Annotated in this window: 18 protein-coding genes and 2 tRNA genes; 11 read left to right on the top strand and 9 right to left on the bottom strand. The window is 45.8% G+C overall.

The window, feature by feature from the left end:
• Positions 1 to 124 precede the first annotated feature (124 nt).
• Positions 125 to 1,993, bottom strand: coding sequence for a threonine/serine exporter family protein (locus IEU85_RS08450; protein ID WP_229714843.1), 1,869 nt, complete (start codon positions 1,991 to 1,993; stop codon positions 125 to 127).
• A 233-nt stretch (positions 1,994 to 2,226) separates the two neighbouring features.
• Here IEU85_RS08450 and IEU85_RS08455 point away from each other — a divergent pair, with 233 nt between their 5' ends.
• The 4 genes from IEU85_RS08455 to IEU85_RS08470 all read left to right on the top strand — a co-directional run bounded on the left by IEU85_RS08455 (position 2,227) and on the right by IEU85_RS08470 (position 7,955).
• Positions 2,227 to 4,992, top strand: coding sequence for a phosphoenolpyruvate carboxylase (locus tag IEU85_RS08455; protein WP_188355823.1), 2,766 nt, complete (start codon positions 2,227 to 2,229; stop codon positions 4,990 to 4,992).
• A 183-nt stretch (positions 4,993 to 5,175) separates the two neighbouring features.
• Positions 5,176 to 5,775 carry a carbonic anhydrase gene (locus IEU85_RS08460; RefSeq protein ID WP_188355824.1) on the top strand — a complete coding sequence of 200 codons (600 nt, stop codon included), beginning with the start codon at positions 5,176 to 5,178 and terminating at the stop codon, positions 5,773 to 5,775.
• A 167-nt stretch (positions 5,776 to 5,942) separates the two neighbouring features.
• Positions 5,943 to 7,316 (top strand): hemolysin family protein, encoded by a 1,374-nt coding sequence (locus IEU85_RS08465; protein ID WP_188355825.1) that lies wholly within the window; start codon positions 5,943 to 5,945, stop codon positions 7,314 to 7,316.
• Positions 7,317 to 7,475: 159 nt separating this feature from the next.
• On the top strand, positions 7,476 to 7,955 hold the full coding sequence (locus tag IEU85_RS08470; RefSeq protein WP_188355826.1) for a Dps family protein: 480 nt from the start codon (positions 7,476 to 7,478) through the stop codon (positions 7,953 to 7,955).
• Positions 7,956 to 8,099: 144 nt separating this feature from the next.
• Here the strand turns inward: IEU85_RS08470 and pdxT are convergent, their stop codons facing one another.
• Together pdxT and pdxS are read right to left on the bottom strand one after the other, a co-directional pair.
• On the bottom strand, positions 8,100 to 8,669 hold the full coding sequence (pdxT, locus tag IEU85_RS08475) for a pyridoxal 5'-phosphate synthase glutaminase subunit PdxT (protein ID WP_188355827.1): 570 nt from the start codon (positions 8,667 to 8,669) through the stop codon (positions 8,100 to 8,102).
• Between the two features lie 45 nt (positions 8,670 to 8,714).
• On the bottom strand, positions 8,715 to 9,608 hold the full coding sequence (pdxS, locus tag IEU85_RS08480) for a pyridoxal 5'-phosphate synthase lyase subunit PdxS (RefSeq protein ID WP_188355828.1): 894 nt from the start codon (positions 9,606 to 9,608) through the stop codon (positions 8,715 to 8,717).
• 333 nt (positions 9,609 to 9,941) lie between these two features.
• Between pdxS and pdxR the strand changes: the two genes are divergently transcribed.
• The gene (pdxR, locus tag IEU85_RS08485) at positions 9,942 to 11,501 is read left to right on the top strand and encodes a MocR-like pyridoxine biosynthesis transcription factor PdxR (protein WP_188355829.1); all 1,560 of its coding nucleotides are present in this window, start codon (positions 9,942 to 9,944) and stop codon (positions 11,499 to 11,501) included.
• Between the two features lie 109 nt (positions 11,502 to 11,610).
• Here pdxR and IEU85_RS08490 read toward each other — a convergent pair whose 3' ends face one another.
• Positions 11,611 to 12,414 carry a M48 family metallopeptidase gene (locus IEU85_RS08490; protein WP_188355830.1) on the bottom strand — a complete coding sequence of 268 codons (804 nt, stop codon included), beginning with the start codon at positions 12,412 to 12,414 and terminating at the stop codon, positions 11,611 to 11,613.
• A gap of 161 nt (positions 12,415 to 12,575) precedes the next feature.
• On the opposite strand from IEU85_RS08490, the gene IEU85_RS08495 reads away from it, so the two are divergent.
• The 3 genes from IEU85_RS08495 (at position 12,576) to IEU85_RS08505 (ending at position 14,325) form a co-directional block, all read left to right on the top strand.
• Positions 12,576 to 12,649, top strand: a tRNA-Ile gene (locus IEU85_RS08495).
• A 17-nt stretch (positions 12,650 to 12,666) separates the two neighbouring features.
• A tRNA-Ala gene (locus tag IEU85_RS08500) sits at positions 12,667 to 12,739 on the top strand.
• 749 nt (positions 12,740 to 13,488) lie between these two features.
• Positions 13,489 to 14,325 carry a hypothetical protein gene (locus tag IEU85_RS08505; RefSeq protein ID WP_229714844.1) on the top strand — a complete coding sequence of 279 codons (837 nt, stop codon included), beginning with the start codon at positions 13,489 to 13,491 and terminating at the stop codon, positions 14,323 to 14,325.
• A 980-nt stretch (positions 14,326 to 15,305) separates the two neighbouring features.
• Here IEU85_RS08505 and IEU85_RS08805 read toward each other — a convergent pair.
• Positions 15,306 to 15,428 (bottom strand): hypothetical protein, encoded by a 123-nt coding sequence (locus IEU85_RS08805; RefSeq protein ID WP_268234216.1) that lies wholly within the window; start codon positions 15,426 to 15,428, stop codon positions 15,306 to 15,308.
• A gap of 6 nt (positions 15,429 to 15,434) precedes the next feature.
• A complete protein-coding gene (locus IEU85_RS08510; protein ID WP_188355831.1) occupies positions 15,435 to 15,647 on the bottom strand; it encodes a hypothetical protein in 213 nt (70 codons plus the stop codon).
• Positions 15,648 to 16,207: 560 nt separating this feature from the next.
• On the opposite strand from IEU85_RS08510, the gene IEU85_RS08515 reads away from it, so the two are divergent.
• Both IEU85_RS08515 and IEU85_RS08520 read left to right on the top strand, forming a co-directional pair.
• On the top strand, positions 16,208 to 17,386 hold the full coding sequence (locus tag IEU85_RS08515; RefSeq protein ID WP_188355832.1) for a hypothetical protein: 1,179 nt from the start codon (positions 16,208 to 16,210) through the stop codon (positions 17,384 to 17,386).
• 256 nt (positions 17,387 to 17,642) lie between these two features.
• A complete protein-coding gene (locus tag IEU85_RS08520) occupies positions 17,643 to 17,900 on the top strand; it encodes a glutaredoxin domain-containing protein (RefSeq protein WP_188355833.1) in 258 nt (85 codons plus the stop codon).
• A 259-nt stretch (positions 17,901 to 18,159) separates the two neighbouring features.
• On the opposite strand, the gene IEU85_RS08525 is transcribed toward IEU85_RS08520, so the two are convergent.
• Together IEU85_RS08525 and IEU85_RS08530 are read right to left on the bottom strand one after the other, a co-directional pair.
• Positions 18,160 to 18,636 (bottom strand): hypothetical protein, encoded by a 477-nt coding sequence (locus IEU85_RS08525; RefSeq protein WP_188355834.1) that lies wholly within the window; start codon positions 18,634 to 18,636, stop codon positions 18,160 to 18,162.
• A gap of 576 nt (positions 18,637 to 19,212) precedes the next feature.
• Positions 19,213 to 21,000 carry an MDR family MFS transporter gene (locus tag IEU85_RS08530; RefSeq protein WP_188355835.1) on the bottom strand — a complete coding sequence of 596 codons (1,788 nt, stop codon included), beginning with the start codon at positions 20,998 to 21,000 and terminating at the stop codon, positions 19,213 to 19,215.
• Between the two features lie 377 nt (positions 21,001 to 21,377).
• Between IEU85_RS08530 and IEU85_RS08535 the strand changes: the two genes are divergently transcribed.
• A complete protein-coding gene (locus IEU85_RS08535; protein ID WP_188355836.1) occupies positions 21,378 to 22,391 on the top strand; it encodes a YdcF family protein in 1,014 nt (337 codons plus the stop codon).
• 168 nt (positions 22,392 to 22,559) lie between these two features.
• Here the strand turns inward: IEU85_RS08535 and IEU85_RS08760 are convergent, their stop codons facing one another.
• Positions 22,560 to 22,811: a hypothetical protein gene (locus tag IEU85_RS08760; protein WP_229714845.1), complete on the bottom strand. Its 252-nt coding sequence runs from the start codon at positions 22,809 to 22,811 to the stop codon at positions 22,560 to 22,562.
• Positions 22,812 to 23,055 lie beyond the last annotated feature (244 nt).

Below are 23,055 nucleotides of genomic sequence, written 5' to 3' on the forward strand. Positions count from 1 at the left end.
TGGACACGGGCTTTCGCATATTCCAGCGGCTATTGCAATAGCAGTGCACAACTATCAGGAAGTAGTTATTGCAGTAAGTTATTGCAGTTATGCAGCAATTTCAGGTACACGCAGTTACATGCAGCTATATGTCATAGCGCCAGTTTTTATCTGTTACTACTCGCGCCATAGCAAGCCCAATTGGTAGGCAAACAATTACCATAAACGCTCTAAATGCCCAATCCAAAGCAAGTTGAGTATCAAACTGCCCTAAATAGAACATGGCGCGGTACATATACAAACCCGGAACCATAATCACAATCGAAGGAACAGTTAAACAAATTCGTGGATATCCCAAATGCGGGGCTAACCAACCACGCCGCACAGCAATACGCCAACCAGCTGCCAGCAATCCGGCAAGAAATGCACCAAGAAAAGCCGCTGCTTCTGCAGGGACACCTGCATCGGAAATTTCCAAGCGCAACGTATCAGTAATTGCGCCAATAACCGCGGCAACCAAACACATACGTTGTGGGGAATTAAATAATACAGAGAAGCCCCACACGCCGACGCCTGCAAAGAAGAATCGCAGTACTGCATTTATCCACGGATTTAACCCCAATGGTTCAAAACCTTGTGGATTAAGATGCACCATGCGCGCCACAGCCCAACCTGCTAACGTTGCCATCAAAATAATAGAAAGCGCATACGTGAGACGCTGTATACCAGACGGGAAATCAATCTTGGCAATATCCAAGCCGCCCGTCACCAGAGGAAAACCAGGAATAACAAACAGCATTGCACCGATATATGCCGTATCATGCGCTAAAGCGATTGGATCGACAAGACCAATAATGCGCAGCGTGCCAGTACAAGCAAGAGCTGCGACTGCCACTGCCATAAACGTAACAAAAAACTGATTAAGATGATGTGCAAATAATTTGCGACGTAACCAGTGACCAAGGCCTGCACCTACAAAAGCACCAGTCATATCATAAGGACCGCCACCAAGGAGAAAAACGAAGGCCGCACAAGCACAAGCCGCAGCAAAACCAGCAAACACAGGCGAATACAATGGTTTGCGATGTTCAATCATATCGAGGCGCTCATGAGCTTGGCGCACGGTAATTGGCTTAAAATCAGGGTGTGAAGGCAGTTTCGCGTCCGCTCCAACATGGTCGAAATGTGCAGCATACTTACCTTTTGGCGGTTGATGTACTTTGCGCGACACCGCGGAGGAAGCAACAGTGCCAGTACAAGCAGAAGAAGCTGGAGAAGCCAGAGAAGCTGGAGAATCAGCGTCTTTAGAAGACACTGCCATAGCTTGGGCAATAGGATCACGCTTATCAATTTCACGTTGCCTTGCAATCTCATCAAGGCGTTCCTGAGGAGTAGTCGCCTGCGTCTGTTGTACAGGAATATGCGCAACTGGCTGGCTAGGCTTATCAGACTGCTCACCAAGCAGTTCTTGCTCCTGCCCTGACATTTGCTTGGCAATTTGTGCACTCAATTGGGAAGCATCTTTCACATCATCGCATAAATACTCCACAAGCTGATCAGAGACCACTGCCCCATGCGAATGATACACAGCAGAATGCCCCAAATTAACGCTTAACCAATCAGCAAAATGTTCAAGTAACCAAATTCGCTCAGTATTGACACCAGTTGTCGGCAAATCAACTACTTCTGTAATACGGTTCTGCCCGTCAGTACAAGAGGCTTCAATATCCGTCAAATTTACATCTGAGCGCACATGCACACCCAGCGGATATGCCACGCGATGCATCATTTCACGCACACGGAAACTACCTGTACCAGCTGCCAAATCCAGCATACCTACGCGCACAATCACGCTTGCTTTTGCCGCAATACCCGCGTCAATAATTGGTTTATCAAAATCCCGCTCAATGTCTTCCATATCAAGAGGAATGGCATGCGAGTGAAATTTTGTTACCTGCCCTGCACCAGCAGGTTCATTATTGCGAGTTGCTGCCTTATGTAATGCAGACTGCATTTTGGAACGTATTGTCGAGACAAAACTTGGTATAGGCACGAGCACTAACCTAGCGCACCGTGCGAACGAAATGTTCACCAAATGAACGGCCGACCCTCACCTGACCTTGCAAAGGTTTACAATAAATCTTGCGTCTGTACCGGCTTTGGGTTTGGAACGGTCGGCATCAATAACTGCGGAGGAGCCGCAGAACGCCGATAGACGAACAACCGGAACATGGCTAAGGAGGTCTCATGGCAGACGAACCAACAGGAATTGTCGCAGCCGATTCTGGCATTGTTGACACTGGCACTGGAACGCATGTTCCAGAAGAGCATGAATTGCCTGAAGTTTTGCGCAATAATATGGATCTGTTTTTGCGGTTATTGCGCACTGTTCTTGAAGAATATGACGCTTCACTCGTTGGGCAGTTTGATACTTTACTTGAGTATGCCAATGAAGCAACAGGCGAAGAATACAGTGAATACGGCTTAGATTATGGCGATGCTGATCCAGAGCACGCAGGTTTTGAAAAAGCAGTACAACTTATTGATGATATTTCATTAGAAAATGCCACACTGCTTGCCCGCGCATTCGCAGCATATTTCCATTTAGCAAACTTAAGTGAAGAGAACTATCGTGTGGATGTATTGCGTTCACGCGAACATGATGTTCCTATTCACGCAGCCACCGACCCTATTAACGAAATGACAGGCGCATACAAGCGTATTTTTGAAGAGGTCGGTCCTGCAAAAGCCAAGGAACTACTGAATAAGCTTGAGTTCCACCCTGTATTTACTGCCCACCCAACTGAGGCACGCCGCAAGGCAGTTGAAGGCAAAATCCGTCGTATTGCAGGGTTGCTTGCAGAGCGTCCAACATTAGGCGGCTCTGATTTGGCTGAAAATGAGCGCATGATGCTCAATGAAATTGACGCGCTCTTCCGCACTTCCCCAATTGCAGTACGCAAGCCAACGCCTGTAGAAGAAGCCGATACTATTATCGACATCTTTGACAATACCCTCTTTACTACAGTGCCAAAGGTGTATCGCAGATTTGATGACTGGATGCTTGGTGAGGAAGCCGGCAAAGTGGAGCCTGCCTGCCCAGCATTCTTCCATCCAGGAAGTTGGATTGGTTCTGACCGTGATGGCAACCCAAATGTGACTGCAAAAGTAAGCCGCCAGGTAGCACGCAAATTCTCCGACCATGTTATTGGCGCACTGCGTGATGCCACATTTGAAGTCGGTCGTAATTTAACGCTGGAATCTAAGGAAACTCAGCCAAGTGACGAATTGCGCACCTTGTGGAGTCACCAGCGTGAAATGAGCGAGCGCTTAACGGACAAGGCTTCTGTAATTTCTCGCAAAGAGCCACATCGTGCTGTGATGCTGGTGATTGCTGATCGTTTGCAGGCAACTATTGACCGCGATGCTGATTTAATGTACCCATCATGCGAGCGCTTTATCGAAGATCTGAAAATTGTGCAGCGTTCTTTAGCTCAGGCTGGTGCTAAACGCAGTGCGTATGGTCCTTTGCAAACGTTGATTTGGCAGGCGCAAACTTTCGGCTTCCATATGGTTGAAATGGAATTCCGTCAGCATTCTGTAGTTCATGCACGTGCAGTAGCTGATATTCGTGAACATGGTTTGCACGGTGAGCGCGGCGAACTACAGCCAATGACGCGAGAAGTACTCGATACCTTCCGCGCTATGGGTGCTATTCAGCGCCGTTATGGTCAAAAGGCTGCACGTCGTTACATTATTTCGTTCACTAAGTCAGCGCAGAATGTTCGCGATGTATTCGAGCTTAATCGTCTGTCATTCACTCATGCCGAGGATGCTCCAACTATTGATGTTATTCCTCTGTTTGAGCAGTTAGAAGATTTGCAGCATTGCGTCAGCGTGCTCAATGATATGCTACGTATTCCTGAGGTGCAGGCACGGTTGAAGGAAACCGGTCGCAAGATGGAAGTTATGCTTGGCTACTCGGATTCTTCTAAGGATGCCGGTCCTACTACTTCTATTTTTGCATTGCATGAGGCAGAAGCCAATATTGTGGCTTGGGCTGAGGAAAACGATATTGATTTGACGCTGTTCCACGGTCGTGGCGGCGCTGTCGGTCGTGGCGGCGGTCCTGCAAACCGTGCAGTGCTGGCACAGCCAAGAGGTTCGGTGAATTGCCGCTTCAAGCTCACTGAGCAGGGTGAGGTTATTTTCGCTCGTTATGGCAATCCAATTTTGGCTATTCGTCATATTGAGTCTGTTGCTTCTGCAACGCTCTTGCAGTCCTCTCCAAGTGTGGAGAAGATGAATACTGATATGACGGCTAAGTACGCTGATATGGCTGCTAAGCTCAATGAGGCTTCTCATAACCGCTTCTTGCAGCTGCTGGGTACTGAAGACTTTGCTCCTTGGTTCTCTATTGTCACGCCACTGACTGAGGTTGGTTTGTTGCCTATTGGCTCACGCCCTGCTAAGCGTGGTCTGGGCGCTAAGTCGCTTGATGATTTGCGTACTATTCCTTGGGTATTCTCTTGGGCACAGGCGCGTATCAATCTTGCTGCTTGGTATGGTTTGGGCACTGCTTGCGAAGAGTTCGGCGATTTGCAGACTTTGCGTCAGGCGTATCAGGAATGGCCGCTGTTTAGCACATTTATTGACAATATTGAAATGTCTATTGCTAAAACAGATGAGCGCATTGCTAAATTGTATTTGGCATTGGGCGACCGTGATGATCTGCGCGATATGGTTATTGACGAAATGGAACTCACTCGTAAGTGGGTACTGCGTATCGTTGGTGATGATTGGCCATTGCAGCATCGTCATGTGCTCGGTCAGGCAATTCGTATTCGTTCCCCTTATGTGAATGCGTTGTCTGTGATGCAGGTACGAGCACTGAATTCTGTGCGTCGTCGTGATGCTAAGAATGAGCTTAGCGAAAGCCAAACCGCAGACTTTATCTATCTGATTCTGTGCACTGTGAGTGGTGTGGCAGCAGGTCTGCAGAACACTGGCTGATATTTAGTTAAGCCGTCTAGCCGCTATGATTGGGCAACTCGCCTGACCATAGCGGTTTTTCATATTGAACATTGTATATCACATATCTTGCCATATATTGGCGTGCCGTATAGGTCCTCGCGTACCATGAGTGTTGGTAGGAATAAGGTAAGTTCCTCAACTTCCCGTACTGAGGATAGGTGTATGGATACTACGGAAACTCGCGCAAACGAAATATTAACCCGTCTACTTGCAGGCAATCACCGCTTTGCTGATAATAAGCTCAAGCACCCTCATCAAAATCCTGCGGCGCGTATTCAACTATTCGAACAGCAGCGCCCTGATGCAGTTATCCTGTCTTGCTCAGATTCACGAGTGGCGCCAGAAGTTATTTTTGACCAGGGATTAGGCGACATTTTCTCTATTCGCGTGGTTGGTCATGTTGCTGACGCTTCCGCTATTGAGTCTATTGAGTATGCCGTAACTCAGCTTCGTGCTGGCATTATTATGGTTATGGGACATCAGCATTGCGGCGGAGTACGTGGGGCAATTCACAAGCTACGCAGTGGCGGTAGTACTTCTGATTCTGTATTACTTTCAGAAATTGGTAAGTCAGTGCGTGTAGCTATTGAATCTGATATTACTGATGCTGATGATATTGAGCGCGTACATGTGGCTCAAACATTGGAGACGCTTATCGACAAATCGGAGGCTATTCGTCAGGCAGTGGCTCGCGGCGATGTGCGATTAGTTGGTGCACGATATGTGATGGAGACTGGTTTAGTAGAAATACTGTCGTTCTAGTCTTCTAGTCGTTCTAGCCATTCCAATAGCTCTTCGGCTACTAATGGAATGCATAAGCTCGCACTATGCGCTAGTTGATTCAGCTACTTCACTAATGCAATTGCTTTGCTGATAATTTCCTAAATTTTGCATATTCTCCATCAATATATTTGTAGAATAGAACCGCTATGTCACTTGGTGTAAACATTGTTTTAATTGTTGTTTTTTTGTTGATTGGTTCTGTCTTTTCTGGAACAGAGCTTGCTCTGGTGAGCTTGCGCAGTTCACAAATTGAGCAGATGGAGCAGGAGGATGCGCGTGGAGCTCGCGTGGCCAAAATTGCGCGCGATCCAAATACTTTCCTTTCTACCGTGCAGATTGGCGTCACACTATCTGGTTTCCTTTCTGCATCGTTTGGCGCGTCTTCTATCGCACCATTTCTTATTCCAGTTGTTGAGTCGTGGGGTGTGCCAACTGCTGCTGCAGGAGCACTTGTCACCATTGTGCTGACACTGATTATCTCCTACTGCTCTATTGTGATTTCTGAGCTCGTGCCTAAGCGTATTGCTATGCAGCGCACTGAACAGATTGCACGAGCTGTAGTTCCTGCTATTGATACTTTTGCCAAGATTTGTAAACCAATTATTTGGTTAATTGGCAAGAATACCAACGGTATTGTGCGATTGCTTGGCTTTGACCCTAATGAAACAGAAACTGAAGTTTCTGATGAAGAATTGCGTGTGCTAGTCAATTCAAATAGTAATTTAGGTAAAGATGAGCGCACCATTCTTGATGATGTGTTTGACGCTTCAGAAACTATTGTTGCCGAAGTAATGCGACCCCGCGCTGATGTGGTATTTCTTGAAGGTAGTATGTTGCTTGAAGAGGCAGCACAATACGTACGCGAAATGCCATATTCACGCTACCCTGTAACCGGTAAAGATTTTGATGATGTACTCGGGTTTGTACATGTGCGTGATCTGCTGGATATTCGAGATCCTAAGGCGCAAACTGTTGCTGATGTGACGCGCGAAGGCATTAGCCTACCGGGCACATCAAAACTCTTACCATCGCTGAGTTTGCTACGTAAACGCGGTATTCATTTAGCTATTGTTATTGATGAGTATGGCGGCACTGACGGCATTGTGACACTAGAAGATATGACTGAGGAGCTGGTCGGTGATATTCGTGATGAATATGATTTACCTGAAGATTCGGCTGCTCAGGGTTCGGCAAGCGTATTTGTCAATGGCGTCGCCACCATTGACGGCGGTATGACGCTGGAAGATTTTGATGATGTCACCGGCATTGAGCTTGAGGATGGTCCTTATGAGACTGTCGCCGGATATTTCTTAGCTCATACTGGCGAAATGGGCAAAGTTGGTGACGTACTGCACTCTGATGATGGCTACGATATGGTGATTACTGCCGTTGACGGGCGTCGCATACAAACTTTAGAAGTGCGTAAATCTACTGCAAACGATGCTCGTACTCATACTGATGATGCTGTTACGCATGACGATAATACTGCAGTAAGCGATACCGCAGAGCGGCAGCAATAGTGTGATATTCATCACTCTTTCCCAAAGAGCAAAGTTGCCAACGCACTTATCAACTTCGCTCTACAATAGAGGTAATCAGACGGCATATGGGGTGCCGCACAATAAAAAGTGAAAAAGCATAATACAAATAACAACTTGTAATGCATTGCTGGAGGAAAAATGGCATTAGAATACGTAGTTCCAGGACTTACTGAAGAAGTTTCTGAAAAGATTGTTGCAATTTTGCAAAGCCGCTTGAGCCAGGAGCAAGAGGCAGCCTTGGTATTGAAGCATGCTCACTGGAATGTTGAAGGACCAAACTTTATTGCAGTTCATGAAATGATTGATCCAGAAGTAACTGCAGTGCTCGCTCAGGCAGATGAAACCGCAGAACGTATTTCTACTTTGGGCGGCTCTCCAGATGGCACTCCAGATGCTATTGTGCGCAATCGTTCTTGGGAAGGCCTGGGACTTAAGGGTCACCAGTCAACTACCGATTACATCAATGCTTTGATTGCTTACTACGATGAGTTCATTGCTAACGACCGTAAGGCTATTGCTGAGCTTGATGAATTGGACGTTATTAGCTCCAATATTATTCAGGATCATGTGCAGGAGCTGGAGAAGTTCCAGTGGTTCTTGCGCTCTCATGTAGCATAAGAAGCCATCGATCAGACTTACGCTATAGCGACGTCCTAAGAGAGGGTCTATAAGACTATGAATGTGCGTGTGGAAGGGTATTCTTTCCACACGCACTGTTGTATCGGGTTTTGTTACTTTCTCAGTATTGCTTTCTAGCTACAGCTACATGCGCAAAAAGTACTCATGCACACTCGTATCACTATCTACCTCGGGATGAAAAGCCGTCACTAGTTGGTTCTTCCAGCGTGCAGCAACAATATTTCCATCTACACGAGAGAGCACAGATACGCTATCTTCTACCGAATCCAAGTAGGGAGCACGAATAAAAGTCATCGGCACCTGCATATCTGCGAAGGTATCGACTGTGTGAAAACTCCCAAGCTGGCGACCATAAGCATTACGGCGTACGCACGCAGGAAATGTGGCAAGAGCTCCTGATTGAGTATCGCCTCCTTGCCCATTATCCACATGTTGCGCCAAAAGAATCATTCCTGCGCAAGTGCCAAACGTAGGCATTCCTTCCTCGATTTTACGGCGTAACAGTGTATCCATACCGCGTTCTTTAAGCAGTTTGCTCTGCACAGTGCTTTCCCCACCGGGGAGAATTAAACGGTCAAATGCAAGCGCACAATCATCGCTATCACGCAGCTCAATGACGGTTTCTCCTAGTTCTTTAAGTCGGGATTCATGCTCAGCAAAAGCTCCTTGAAGCGCAAGCACAGCTGTTGTCATCGCTTCTCCTCACTTTCACTAGTTCTCCTCACTCTCACTAGCGGATTATTTGCCGCGTTCAGCCATCAATAACTCAATTTCATCCTTATTGATGCCCACCATGGCTTCACCGAGATCTTCTGAAAGCTCTGCAATTTTTGCTGGATCATTGAAACTGGTAGTAGCGCCCACAATCGCACGCGCACGCTTGACTGGATCACCAGAAGCAAAAATACCGCTTCCAACAAAAACACCTTCCGCACCCAGCTGCATCATCAGCGCAGCATCTGCAGGGGTGGCAATACCTCCAGCCGCAAAATTAACTACTGGAAGTTTGCTATGGTCATGCACATATTGCACTAGTTCAACACTTACTCGCAGTTGCTTAGCTTCCTCCCAAAGCTCATCTTCACGCATACTGACAATGCGGCGAATCTGCGCATTCATAGCTCGCATATGGCTTACTGCCTGTACAACATCGCCAGTGCCAGGTTCACCTTTTGTGCGAATCATTGTCGCACCTTCGCTGATACGACGCAGTGCTTCACCAAGGTCCTTTGCCCCACATACAAATGGCACATCAAAAGCAGTTTTATCAATATGGTAGATATCGTCAGCTGGAGAAAGCACTTCTGATTCGTCAATATAATCAATATCAATTGCTTGGAGCACTTGTGCTTCCACAAAATGACCAATGCGTACTTTTGCCATCACCGGAATACTCACTGCTTCTTGGATTCCCTTAATCATCTTTGGGTCACTCATGCGAGAAACTCCTCCAGCAGCACGAATATCTGCAGGAATACGCTCAAGCGCCATAACGGCACAGGCGCCCGCTTCTTCTGCAATACGCGCTTGCTCAGGGGTTGTGACATCCATAATCACTCCACCTTTGAGCATTTGTGCAAGTTCTCGGTTAAGTTTTGTTCGGGTGATAGCATCGCGCTCTTCTGCGGTCATATATGCTCCTAAATTTTCTTATTATTTGTGCGCTTACATACGTAAGTCCATGGTGTTTATTGCGGTTCCGAGATCTACCGAGATCTACTCTGCCTTGAAGCGATTGCTACATAGTACTGTGGTTTATCTCAAAACATTTTGAGGATAATACCCATCTGACTATGTGGAAATAACCAATATTAGGAAATTTTTTATGCCAGAATATAGTCAGATTATGAATATGGATATGACCAGATTCTGGTATAGCCAAAATATAGATAAAAGCTGTTACACCAACTCTGTTTGGTTCTCGTACACATGTGGCAATGCAATGAAATGCCATGAGGAGGATGCGTGCTCACTTACGATCTTCATTCACGCGGCGAACTTTCCCTATTTGAATTTCTCTATCGCTCGATAAAAAACGATATTCTTACCGGTCAGCTCCAACCTAGCGAGCGTTTACCTTCCAAACGCACTTTTGCACGCCATCTTGGCATTAGTACTATCACTATTGAAGCTGCATACCGTCAGCTTGTTGCCGAGGGATATGTGTATGCTCGCGAGCGCAGCGGCTATTACGTAGCTGATGTAGCTCCTGTTTCTTCTCCTACTCTTGCTTCTGCGCTGGCATACTCCCCAATCGGAGCAGAGCAGCCTTTTTCACACGCATCAAGTCTTGTTTCTCATGAAGTTGCTCATTACCAGAATGATTCTCTTCATAACCGTGCACAACATGAACAGTATGAGCAGCATGGAGCGCACGGACAGGTTGAACAATACAAGCAAGATAAGCAATACGAGCAACACATTCTGGCAGATTTTTCACGCCCTGCTTCCCATGCACACCGCCAAGCAGCAAGATTGTGGGAGCGTACATTGCGCTCAACATTTTCACATGAATCAGAAGCAACACTTTTTCGTGAGCATACGGCTCGTGGATCTATGCGCCTACGTGAAGCAATTGCACAGTATTTATTGCGTTCGCGCGGCATGCATGTAGAGCCAGAAGCAATCGTCATTGCTGCAGGAGCAAAATTACTCTATAGTTTGTGTGCGCTAATGAATCCTCGTGCTCGCACTATTGCTTTAGAAGATCCCGGCTATCCCGTGCTATGCCAGGTTTATACAGCTTTTGGCAAGAGAGTGCAAGGAATTAGCCAAGATGAACACGGCCTATTGGTAAGCGAGCTTGCCCTTAAAAATGTGCAAATAGCTCATGTTATGCCTTCTCACCAATTTCCTAGCGGGCACTTAATGAGTATTTCGAGGCGGTATGAGCTACTGAGCTGGGCTTATGACGGAGCGCGGGAAATTATTGAAGACGATTTTGACTGGGAATTTCGATTAGCAGGACGCCCCATTCCATCTCTGCAAAGTATTGATGCACAAGGAAAAGTGATCTACATCAGCACCTTTTCTGTCAGTCTTTCTCCTGCATTGCGCATTGCTTATGCTGTATTTCCAGATGCTCTTAATGAGCGAGTTGAGCATGCTCTTGCCTGCTTTTCACAGACAGTAAGTACGATTGACCAAATTGCTCTTGCACGCGCTTTGGAATCCGGGGATTACGAGCGGCATATTTCGCGTTTCCGAGCCTATGCACGGCGAGTGCGCGATGAACTTATCTCCGCATTGCAGAGCAGTCCGATTGGCAATCGCCTGATATTTGGACAAGTGGATAATGGCTTGCATTTTGTGCTTGGTGTGCGTACTGAGGCTTACGCGCGCGATATTGCACGTGTTTGCCGTAGTAGCGGCGTAATTATGGCTCCTCTTGACGCATATTGTCTTGAGCAGACTACTGCCCATGATGGCTACGCGCGGTTTGTGATGCAGTATTCAGGAGTAGATCCTCAACATATTCACGAAGCTGTACTTGCTTTTGTGCGCGCTGTGAAGGAGTGCGAATAAGACTATTCCTAACTGTTACTATTAAGATCTCTAGTGCGGACGCCCCCTAATACAACCACTCTTTCTCGCGGACACCCCTAATACAAATACTCCTTGATGCGAACAATCTCTAGCGCAATACAATATTATTGAGCTGACTACGCAACTGCTTCCATTGCGGCAAATACTGCGTCATACGACGTTGGAATCCTGCACCGTGACCTCGTTCCCATAAATGAGTTAATTCATGAACCAGCACATATTCAAGGTATTGCTCAGGTAAGTAGGCGAGTTCCAAGTTAATGCGTATTCTGCCGGTTGCGGGGGTGCAGGATCCCCAACGCGTTTTCATTCTGCGCAATGTAAGTGCAGTTGGAGACTTACCAATAATAGGTACCCAATGGCGCAATAACGGCGGGATACGTTGGTTAAGAATGGCATGTGCTTGATCTATACGCTCCTGTGACCAAGGTTGTCGAGCCTGTTGGCTTGCCGGTGAGCTCACATGCTGACGAGCACGCGCAATCCAATCCTTGCGTTCACGCACTAATGCCACAATATCGCGCTGAGGAACACGATTTGGTGCTGTTACTACGATTTCTCCTGCAGGAGGTTTCACGCGCAGATACAAGCGTTTGATTGGTTTTCTGATAATGTGTACTTCTAAGCCATCAACGAGTATAGTTTTTGAAACTGTTGCAGTGCTTGATTGCCGAGCAAGGCGTGATTGCTCTACGATACGTGACTGCTCTACAGTATGAGCATGTAGAGTATTGCCGTGGACTAAGTAATCATCCGTTGCGTAGGCGCGCGTTTGATAAGTATTTGTGGTGTAAGTTTGCGTTGCGTAAGTTTGCGCAGTATCACTATGTGTTGCATGAGAATGTGTTGCATAAGAATGCGCAGTATCACCGTATATTGCAGAAAAAGTCATAATGCCCATGATTATATCGAATATGACGTTCTACCCCAAAGCGCAAAAGCAATTACAGCATTTGAACAACGTCAAAACGACACGCCGTCAGTATTTCGTTTTGACACTACCGCCTCAGTAGCGTAGTATAACTGCTTGTGCGATTTGAGGTCGCATGGATCGGGCCCGTAGCTCAGCCGGTTAGAGCGCATCCCTGATAAGGATGAGGTCGGAGGTTCAAGTCCTCCCGGGCCCACGCAACGAAAGTTGTATGGGGCTATGGCGCAGCTGGTAGCGCATCTGCTTTGCAAGCAGAGGGTCAGGGGTTCGAGTCCCCTTAGCTCCACTTTCAGGGTTTTCAGAGCAATCTGGAAGCCCTTTTTTCATAAGAAAACGGCGGAATTCCAACGATTTCAAGGCATACGGCGCAAACAGAGAACGTACGGAAATGTGCGCCAATGTCAACATTTCCGGTACCCACGGAGGTACCCGAGTTGGGTACCCAAAGATTGATACTGGAATCATGCGCACAGGAAAAAGCCCTTCGGGTCAGTCATCCACCGAGCAGACCGAAATTCCTACCGAGCCAAATACACCCACAAGGGTGAAGTCATCACGAAGACATTCAAGGACGAACGGTCGGACCAAGCGTGGTTGAGCGCCGAAAACGCCCTCGTAGAAGCCAACAAAGCCGGATTAAAACAGTGGACTAGCCCAGCCGAACGGAAACGGCAGGAAACCGCCATTTTCAAATCACCAAATCCATCGGCGTGTCGCGCTCAAAAACATGCAAAAAGTAGGAATCAGGCAAACACCTACCAATGTAAAAAAGACGTGAAAAATCAAAAAATAGAATGTAAAAAAGACGTGAAAAAGACGGAGAGAAGCGGACGTGGTCACCGCTTCGCCCGGTGGCCTGCCGCACGCAGGGAAAGCCCTGCGTAGGGCGGGGTCCCCCTGCCCCCGCCGGAGAAGAGCATGGAGGACGGTGGAAAAGGCGGCTTCGACTCCCGTCATCCGCTCCATTCGAAACCCTTGATGTGGCTACTATATGTAGCTATCTGACTTAGGGGTAGAATATAAGGGGTGAAATCTATGTTGACAAGAGAAGACGTAATAGAGAAGCTTAGGAGCGGCGAACTGACGCCGCAGGATATTGCTGCGAACGGATGGATGTGTTCTGTGACGCAGCGTATCAGCAAGATAAAGCAGCCGAGAGGCGGCTATATCAAACCCAAAGAATTTGAGCAAACGATGCTCGACGGCGGGGGCATTGACGATTTGCATCCAGAGGAAAACGTATCTCCGGGCTTGGTCGGCATCGCCGTGGACTATCTCACACGTTTCATGTCCGGGACTTCGGCCGAAGAGGCGTTTAAGATTCCCAAGCTGGGCGCTCATGTTGTCCGACAGCGGAGATTGTTCAAGCAGCTGTTGTCGAATGTGTATGGATTGGACGACGATTCCATTGTAGCCGCCGTAAAGCTATCTGGATTTGATTCTGCATACAGAGCTGGCGTCATGGCATACCGCCCCGTGGAAGATATTGAGCCCGATGGCGACACGGTTGAAAATATCCGCACTATGGTCGAACGCTCGTTGAGATTTTTCAATCAGTACGGTCCAAAAGTGCTGGACGGTCTAACTTTTGAAGGCGGATACACCGGCTACGTCGCTACTGGTGACGGTGACTTTCTGACGGATGATACGTTGTGGGATTTCAAGGTTTCGAAGAAAAAACTTCAAAACAAATACACCCTCCAGTTGCTTATGTATTGGCGTATGGGACTTCATTCTATTCATCCTGAATATGAGAATGTGAAATACCTCGGTGTATACAATCCGCGTATGAATATTGTGTATCGGCTTGATGTGAATGACATTCCTACAGATGTAATTTCGACAGTCGAGACTGAAGTTATCGGTTATTAGCGACCGATAATGCCCATCGCTCCTGTGGACGTCGGGCATTCTTTTGATAGATAGACTTATTCGTCGTTTCGTGCTCCTTGACGAAGAAGAAAAAAGCCACGTAAGGTACCCAACGAGGTACCCGACAATCCGAAACGCCGAAGAAATAGCGGAACACCAATATACGAGGGGAGCCCCCCTTAGCTCCACTATTGAATGCAGGATGAAAATCCTGCATTTTTCATATCTGTGCAGTACTTCAGTTCAGATTCATTGCTTTGAGCTTGGAAACAATGAGGCTCTGATTCGTTTTTTAAGCGCGCGCGAATATCCTTCAATCCCACCAAAATCCCAAGAGCCGCCTATATGCCAAAAGTGGCTACTTTGGAATATCAGATGTTTCAAACCGTACAAAAGAACAGGATGAAATGGCTGTTTTGCAATAGCTACTATTACAAACAGTACATAATTAAAGGCAAAACCAATGAAAAACGGCTGTTTTGCAATAGCAAGTATTCAAATGCGTACACTCTCACACCAAAACCCGCTACTTTGAAACATCAGATATTCCAAACCGTACAGAATCCAAGAACAAAACATATAAACCCGCAAGTTTCCAATAGCAACCAGTAGCGAGCAATACAACCACCCTCAAATCCGAAGAACCTAAACCGTTGCAATTACAGTAATTTGAACGTTCTATATCAATATTATGGGTACTTCTATGTCAACATTATGGGTACTTCTATGTCAATATTATGGTAAAGAAAATGGCAGATAGAGCATCGCTCGATACCCCATCTGCCATATTGAACCTTTTCAAAGAACCATATCCAGCGCTACTGCTGAGACTGTGTTAGGTCGTAGAGCGTGACTCCATCAACGGTTTGCGAGGTGAAGTTCTCTTCAACCCACTGTGCAATTTCAGAAGCAGCTTGCGAGCCTCCCATTTGCTTTCCTCCCATGCCATTACCAGTGCTTTGCTGCGCATTACCATTAGACTACTGGGAACAGCCATCTAGCTGAGCACTATCATGAGATTGAGGACTGTTGTTAGGCATATTATTTGGCATGTTCTGTCCAGATTGACCCTGTTGCAATCCTTGCTGTGCACCTTGCTGCATACTTTGCTACATTGGCCCGCAATATTCAATCTCAAGCACATTAGCAGCCGTAGGAGCATCGTTAGTAAAAGACGCACTAGTCTGCATGCCGGCATTCATATGAGTGGCTGTATGCGCGAATAACCTAGTACTAGTTGATTGGTTAACACATGTGTCAGCATAACTATTATCAACATGACTATCATCAACATAACGATCATTCATTTGACGTGTATTCATGGCACTACTCCTTACACTCACATCGCTATTGAGTGCGTGTAAGTGTAGGTATAGCTACTTAAACCTAGGTTAAGCTCCCAGAAGTTGCAGTATTGCTGAAAAGTTAGCGCAAAGAATTCCTGAAGCACAGTTGCTACAAAGTGAATATTTGCTGTGAACTTACTGAATTATGCAAAGTACTTATTCTCTGTAGCTCATATCATGCATGATATGCCGTAGCTCAACCAGTATTCTACTGTAAAACTATATACTCCCCAATAACACCAATAATAAAACTAGCCCCTTAATCAAACACGCATATTGTCTTATTAGGGGGTATTGATTATAGTCAAAAAGGGCGAGGATAGAGAAAGCAATACTCATCCAAATAACTTCTATCATCCAATCTACATACTGCAATTACTCCATCTCAAACATATGTCCACATTGTAAAACTTGGCTCAATTGTCAGTTGTTTTACTCAATAAATCTTATAGACTAATAACGCCATAACTTGGGGGAAGTTCATGCAAAGCATGTGGTTGCATAGCAGTAACTACATAAAAGGGGGATAGCTTTGTATGAATTATAGGGGGTATTATGCTTATGCAGAAGTTTCATGCCAAAAAGCTACGCTATTGCATATCCGTGTTAGTCGCATTAGTACTAACTCTTGCCTTACTCATTCCACTAAGCATGAGCATGATGCCTTCCGCAAGCAGTATGAAAAGAACTTGAATAACGCCATCTTAATGACCACTATTGGTGTGCGGATGCCATTAGATAATGATATTTTCCCAGGCCTGCATGAAGGATACTTCCAAGTGGAATGGGATAAAGGCAAGTACGATGGCAAAATACAGCAAGCAGGCACTTCCAAACAACAAGTAAAGCAGGGATTCTATGTTGATTCCACAGCCGTGCGCACCTTTGATAAAGGCGTCATCACCAAACTAGATGCTGCAAAGACCTTTGACACCACGCCAACAGGATCGCAGGTTAAAGCTGGCCAGCAGTTCTATTACACGCTTTCTGAAAACTTCTTTGGACAAGCTAATATGCCAACCTCAGTAGTAATTGATGCCTTACCTCGCGCCAATACCACTGTTGATCCCAAAACAGGTACTGATACTACAGGACCTGACTACAATAATGCCAAACTCAAGCGCGCTTTAGACGTGTATATGACCGGTCCGGTTACAGGATTAGTCATTAGTCAAGACCCAAATAACGGCTACAAGACGAGTGCTCAACCATCAACAGGTAATTTTGTAGCTTGGTATACTACAGATGCTGCTGTGCAAACCCAGTCTATGAAAGCAGTACGTGATGATAGCTCCATAACTTGGGTTAGTGCGTCTGCAATCCATGATTGGAAGCAAGTAACCGGCATTAAAATTAGTTTTACTAAGCTAGCGCGCAATGCTATTACCCGAGTGCTCGTGCCAGTAACTACAGATCATGCGCCAATTGACGCTGATCCTGACAGCACAGAGGCGAAAACACCATTTATTTCGGACAATATTGCTGGACATCTCTTCAGTGACCGCACTGATATTTCCGAGCATAAAGCAACAGTTCAGTTAATGCCAACTACACTTAGCGAAATTATCGAACGTAATACTCCAGAACTTCCGCATACCGGCGCTTCTGGGCTTGGTGCACAAGAGTGGATGCTTGTAGGGCTTGTTGTGCTTTTGTTTGGTATTGGTAGTGCAATTCCTGTACTACGCAACCACTACGGCATAAGCGGCAAGTAGATCGCTTTCGCAACAGCGAAGTGTTACGTTCAAAGAGCAAGTGTTCCGCTTGTACGGGTAGGCACTTTTACAAGTGATAGCGCTGACGTTTGACGTTTGCGTAACGCGATGCGATGAGAATGCGCTTGTAGCGAGGACTATAGCGCAACCATGCCTTACTCTGCTAAGCTTCGTTACAGGTGGCAATGCAAGTGAACTATGCAATTGCTATAAACTGCTATAAACCAACAACTCCCTAGAGCAAAAGTGAGGTAATATGGCAAGCACAATCGATTTTTATGGCGCAGACTGGTGCGGAGACTGCCGTCGTTCTAAAGCAGTATTCGCCCGCTTAGGTGTCGATTACAATCTTTTTGACGTGGAGCATGATGAAGCTGCCGCTGCAAAAGCTATAGAAGTAAGCGGACAGAAGCATATTCCTGTTATCCACTTTGCTGATGGCACGGTGCTCGTCGAGCCTTCTGATACGCAGCTTACTGCCAAATTGCAGGAGCTTGGTCTCGTAACCAAGTAAATGTAGTGCCAGCGCAATCGCACTACACTAGCGAATAAAGTACATACAAATAAACCGCAGCCTGTAGAGCGCAGCAGGTGATGCACATCAGTTCGTCTGATGATGTATGCCTGCGCGAACTCATAAGACTGCGGTTTTGTATATCTACGCTTCTAAAACTCAGTTATTAACATTTCGAAGTTGCGTGAGTTACTAGTATTACGTGAGTTACTTGTATTACGTGAGTTACTAGTATTACGAGTTGCCAAAATTGCTAGCATTACTCACCGTCGCTAGATAGCGGATGCACCAACTGCACATCCTTAATCGCAGCATCTAACTTCTTAGTCTGATCCGCATACCACTGTGCATTCTTATGAATAGTTGTAGCATTAGCGCTAAGCTCAGCTGCCGTATCAACATTGCAATACACGCCTTGTGGCACTTCCTGGCTCATCAGATCCTGAACTTTTTGCAAGGCATCAGGATTCTTCACATCATCTTTCGTTAAATCTGCGTATGGCTTTGCATCCCCATTCAGCAATGCGTTATACCCATTAGTATCAGTGCGTAGTTTTTCAGATGCTTGTGTGCATTGTGCTTTGGCATCTTCTAGTGCCGACGCCTGCTGTGCTTTCATTCCAAATACAATAGCGCAAATAACTGCAATTACTACCACTACAATGGCAACAGCAATACCGATTTTCTTAGACTGCGACTTTGTTTGTTGTGCTGCTGCATCTTTGCTTTGCGACATTTCTATTACTCTTTAACTTTCTATACTGTTACTATTCACATCTTGCCGGCAATACATACTGCTACCCTGCGCAGCAAACGCATTGCCCCATCATCAATTGGTTAACCTCAGCTAAACCTCAGATATTATAGGCATACGCTCAAACTTTGGGACGCACTACGCTAGTAGTCCAAATAATGTATTCCGTATGGCAAGGCGTATCCATATTAAGAGTTTTCCCTTCACATCTTAAGGGAATTCTAAGCTTTTCCTAGTGTTAGTTTAAGCATGATGATGTTATATAGATACTGTCAACAGAAGAACACAACTTCTGAACCAGGTTTTCATCGAAAGATGTACCCGATAATTGAATCCCCTCTTCTCTCTTCCTCTAGCCCCGATTCCCCATCGGGGCTTCTCTTTTACCCAGATGGGTTTCTACAGTTTGCTCTATATTGCTTATAAAACTGCCCATACTATGCGAGCGCCAATACAAGGTAAGCTCTTTGCCAAGCATCCCCCTACTGGTGCTTCTATACTCTTTATCAACTGATTGCAGGTATCATATTGTCGCAACTATGCAATTAGCTATGCTATTTAGTGCATATGATGATGGTCACCAGTATGAGTAATAGCCTGAATCTTATGCAATGCAGAACGACCAGCAGCATGAGCTGTACCAGCACCCTGACCACGCACACCGACAAGCACAATAATCAGCATAATCAAGCAAAGTACGCCACTAATGCGAAGCACCCACTGCGTACCAAAAATATTAGCCGCAGCAAGTGTGGCAGCACCACCGCCCAATGCTTCATGGCGTATTTGAGAGAAGGTTTCAAGCAGAATTACCAGCACAGGAGCACCCATAGCACCAGCAATCTGGCGGGCAGTATTAGTCACAGCACTACCTGCAGAAACATTGTGCTCTTCCAAGCAATTCAACGACCATGTGGTAATAGGCATCAGCACGAAGCCCATACCAATTTGACGAATAAACTGATAAATGGATACCCACCAAATCCACGATGTTGCAGAAATAGTGCTCATGCCAAAAGTACCCAGCATCAAAATAGTGCTACCCACAATAGCTACAGGGCGAGCGCCAAACCGATCCAATGCTTTGCCCCCGAAGAACTGGGCAATGGCTTGACCGAGAGCACCTGGCAACATCACTAAACCGCTCATCGTAGCACTGAAACCGCGATCATCTTGAATATACAGTGGCATAATCACCACAATCGAGCTAAAAGCAAAGAACGAGATAGACGCTGTAATCGTACCAATAGTAAAACCACGATTGCGCAGCACAGAAAGATCCAACAATGGCGCACGGAGACGAGCACGCTCCACATCACCTTGATCGATAGCAAGCTGCTCTTCGCGCTTACGTTGGATTTGTCGAATAACAAACCATACAATGCCTGCAATACCTACCAACATTGGTGCCCACACCATAGGGTGTGCAAATGGGAAGGACTCAATGTTGGTAAAGCCGAACATCAGACCGCCAAAACCAAAAATAGAAAGTATTACAGAGAAGAAGTCCGCGTGAGCGGTAGCATCATGGTTGCCAAAGTCTTTCAACCACAGCACAGACGCGAGAATAGAAATACCGCCAATAATTGTCAATGTTAAGAAGATTGAACGCCAACCTGTTAAATCAGTTTGTACGCCACCAAGCGTTGGACCGATTGCTGGTGCCACACTCATTGCCAAGCCAACAGTTCCCATAGCCATACCGCGGCGAGAAAGTGGGAAAATCGAAAAAACAGTAATCTGCAATACTGGCCACATAACACCAGTACCGATGGCTTCTAAAATACGTCCAGTAAGCAGCAAAATAAAGCTTGGAGCAAGCCATGCCAGCGCAGATCCAGCAGTGAAAATAATCATTGAGGCAATAACAATTTGCCGTGTGGAAAAACGCTTGGTCAGGAATGCAGTAAGCGGGACCATAACGCCCATAACCAGCTGAAATACACTAGTCAACCACTGCCCAGTGGTGACGCTAACGCCAAATTCTTCAACAATATTTGGTAAGGCTGCGCTTAATTGCAGCTGCGTAAAATTACCAACAAATGTGATAAACGTCAAAATAGCAAGAGAAAGGAAGGCTACATGTGTGAGTTTGCCGTCGCGGTATGAGTCTTCGCGACTTAATACAGTGGTGTGCGGTGCTTTTACCGCGGAAGTTTTACGAGCTACTTGGGCTGATCGGGTTGCATGAGTTGCTCGAGTTGTGTGCGCAGTGCGCGAACTGCGCTGTTGATTACGTTGCCCTTTACTGTGTTGCTCTTGATTGTTCTGTTGCTGATTCTGCTGTTCTTGATTATGCTGTTCTTGATTATGCTGTGATGTTAGTTCTACTTCGTGTTCTGACATTCCAGGCGGCATTCTACTTCTTCAATTACTACTTATCTATTATTTATTACTTTGCGATACTATTCACTATTCAACGTTTACATTGTATATATGTAAATCGGGGATATACCCATATGAAACCGAAACTAGTGTACTCTCAGCACAGGAGCTTTGCCGTTTGTTGCCTGCTCTGCTGATTCAATGTTGAATTATTTTTACTGTAAGCGTTATTTCTTATAGTAGGTATGAAATGCAATATATACGATATGTAAGGCGGCAACTTTATTATCAACGATCATCTATTTGCTGCTTTCAACAAATACTCAACAAAAGTTTCAACCATTAGAATGATACCCATACCACCATTTTTCCGTATACTAGAGGGGTAAGGGGGTCATATGGAAGTATTGGGACCATTACTGGTATATTTTCCAGGTTTGTTGATGACGGTTATTTTTATTATTTCTTTTCGTAAAGAGCCGCGACAATTCCGTAATGCAATATTTTTGCTTTTTGCGTTAATGTTCCTGCTTCCAGCATTGCTCTTGCAATTTGGGCAGCAATGGATGGTGTTACCGCTCGTTCTGGTTATTATCGCGTCCCCATTGGTAACGTTAATTTTTCTTATCGCTAATACGATAATAGTGGTGCGGCATGAGGGACTGCGTCTTGCTACTGTACTTCCAGCTTTGCTTGCCTTTGCTATTATTGGTTGGTTTGCTGCAATGCTAGTTGCCGCAATATTCCATTTCCCAAGTTGGCTTCAAAGTATTATTGGGCTGGCTATGCTGGAGGGATTGTGGTTTATGATGTCGTTTGTGGCATTGTTGCTTTACACGACTTTATATCGCATACTGCCGCGTAAGCGCGTATATGATGCCATTATTATTCATGGTGCTGGTTTAATGGGTACTGAGCCTACGCCTTTGCTACAGGGGCGTATTGATAAGGCCGTTGATTTATGGATAAAGCAAGGTAAACGAGGTGTGCTTGTTGCTTCTGGCGGTCAGGGTGCAGATGAAGAAATTTCAGAAGCGGAAGCAATGCGCCGGTATATGGTTCAGCACCGAGATGTTCCTGATCAGGCGATTGTGTTAGAAGATAAATCGACCACAACATTTGAGAACGTGGTTTTTTCTAAGCGCCTGCTGGATGCGCTACATCCTTCACAACCGTATCGTTGTGCTTTGGTAACGAGTGATTATCATGTGTTTAGGGCTTGTGAGTATGCACGTACTGTTGGTTTAACTGCTGATGGTGTTGGTAGTCATACGCGCGCTTACTATTGGCCTACTGCTTTTATTCGCGAGTTTATTGCTATTACAAAAGCACACTGGATGCCATACGTTGTTATTGCTGCATTATGGGCTTTCCCAATAATTATAAATTTGATTAAAGCATTATGGCTGTAATTATGTAAATACTTGAAATTGTAATATTGTATTACAGGTGTATCAGGAAGCTTATTATTTGTATAGCTTGGTATGACTAGCTTATACCTAGGATGAACGCGATATATAAATTAGAGTATGCGACGTACAACGCAGTATAAATAGTGGCTGCTATTGGATTGCTAGGCACTAGCGGCGACGGGGTTTATAGCCACGTTTTCTGCTATGTGGTTTGAGCTGTTGATTAAGCGGTACTTTGGTCCATGCCGTCTGTGGTAAGTGACTAGTTAAATGCCATGTATTGCAATATTCACAATGGTAGATCCATAAGTCTACGTTTCGTTCAATGCTTAGTCTGTTGGCTTCGCTTTGTGCAGTTTGTTGTGAACGGTACATTACTTTATTTGCTGTCGCACAACGTTTTGGTGTGAATACATGCATGTTTTGTACCTTAGGGAAACGCATTGACTGCTCACATGCAGCGTAACTAGGGCTTGTAAGGCAGCAAGAAAATCGTGTTGTGGGTGTGTGTGGTTAGTGCAAGAAGAATCACGCATTCGCGTTAGAATACAAGAAAGCCACCTCAATGGGTGGCTTTCTTGTTAAGAGTGTGTCCGTGGCGGTGTGCTACTCTCCCACACCCTACCGAGTGCAGTACCATCGCCGTGCCGGGTCTTGGCTTCCA

This window comes from Galliscardovia ingluviei (assembly GCF_014635685.1).
Classification (GTDB): Bacteria; Actinomycetota; Actinomycetes; order Actinomycetales; family Bifidobacteriaceae; genus Galliscardovia; species Galliscardovia ingluviei.

Excerpts from the sequence above, each read along its gene's own strand:
- IEU85_RS08450 (WP_229714843.1), bottom strand. The coding sequence starts at position 1,993 with ATGCAGTCTGCATTACATAAGGCAGCAACTCGCAATAATGAACCTGCT.
- IEU85_RS08455 (WP_188355823.1), top strand. The coding sequence starts at position 2,227 with ATGGCAGACGAACCAACAGGAATTGTCGCAGCCGATTCTGGCATTGTT.
- IEU85_RS08460 (WP_188355824.1), top strand. The coding sequence starts at position 5,176 with ATGGATACTACGGAAACTCGCGCAAACGAAATATTAACCCGTCTACTT.
- IEU85_RS08465 (WP_188355825.1), top strand. The coding sequence starts at position 5,943 with ATGTCACTTGGTGTAAACATTGTTTTAATTGTTGTTTTTTTGTTGATT.
- IEU85_RS08470 (WP_188355826.1), top strand. The coding sequence starts at position 7,476 with ATGGCATTAGAATACGTAGTTCCAGGACTTACTGAAGAAGTTTCTGAA.
- pdxT (WP_188355827.1), bottom strand. The coding sequence starts at position 8,669 with ATGACAACAGCTGTGCTTGCGCTTCAAGGAGCTTTTGCTGAGCATGAA.
- pdxS (WP_188355828.1), bottom strand. The coding sequence starts at position 9,608 with ATGACCGCAGAAGAGCGCGATGCTATCACCCGAACAAAACTTAACCGA.
- IEU85_RS08490 (WP_188355830.1), bottom strand. The coding sequence starts at position 12,414 with ATGACTTTTTCTGCAATATACGGTGATACTGCGCATTCTTATGCAACA.
- IEU85_RS08505 (WP_229714844.1), top strand. The coding sequence starts at position 13,489 with ATGTTGACAAGAGAAGACGTAATAGAGAAGCTTAGGAGCGGCGAACTG.
- IEU85_RS08805 (WP_268234216.1), bottom strand. The coding sequence starts at position 15,428 with ATGCAGCAAGGTGCACAGCAAGGATTGCAACAGGGTCAATCTGGACAG.
- IEU85_RS08510 (WP_188355831.1), bottom strand. The coding sequence starts at position 15,647 with ATGAATACACGTCAAATGAATGATCGTTATGTTGATGATAGTCATGTT.
- IEU85_RS08515 (WP_188355832.1), top strand. The coding sequence starts at position 16,208 with ATGAATTATAGGGGGTATTATGCTTATGCAGAAGTTTCATGCCAAAAA.
- IEU85_RS08520 (WP_188355833.1), top strand. The coding sequence starts at position 17,643 with ATGGCAAGCACAATCGATTTTTATGGCGCAGACTGGTGCGGAGACTGC.
- IEU85_RS08525 (WP_188355834.1), bottom strand. The coding sequence starts at position 18,636 with ATGTCGCAAAGCAAAGATGCAGCAGCACAACAAACAAAGTCGCAGTCT.
- IEU85_RS08530 (WP_188355835.1), bottom strand. The coding sequence starts at position 21,000 with ATGTCAGAACACGAAGTAGAACTAACATCACAGCATAATCAAGAACAG.
- IEU85_RS08535 (WP_188355836.1), top strand. The coding sequence starts at position 21,378 with ATGGAAGTATTGGGACCATTACTGGTATATTTTCCAGGTTTGTTGATG.
- IEU85_RS08760 (WP_229714845.1), bottom strand. The coding sequence starts at position 22,811 with ATGCATGTATTCACACCAAAACGTTGTGCGACAGCAAATAAAGTAATG.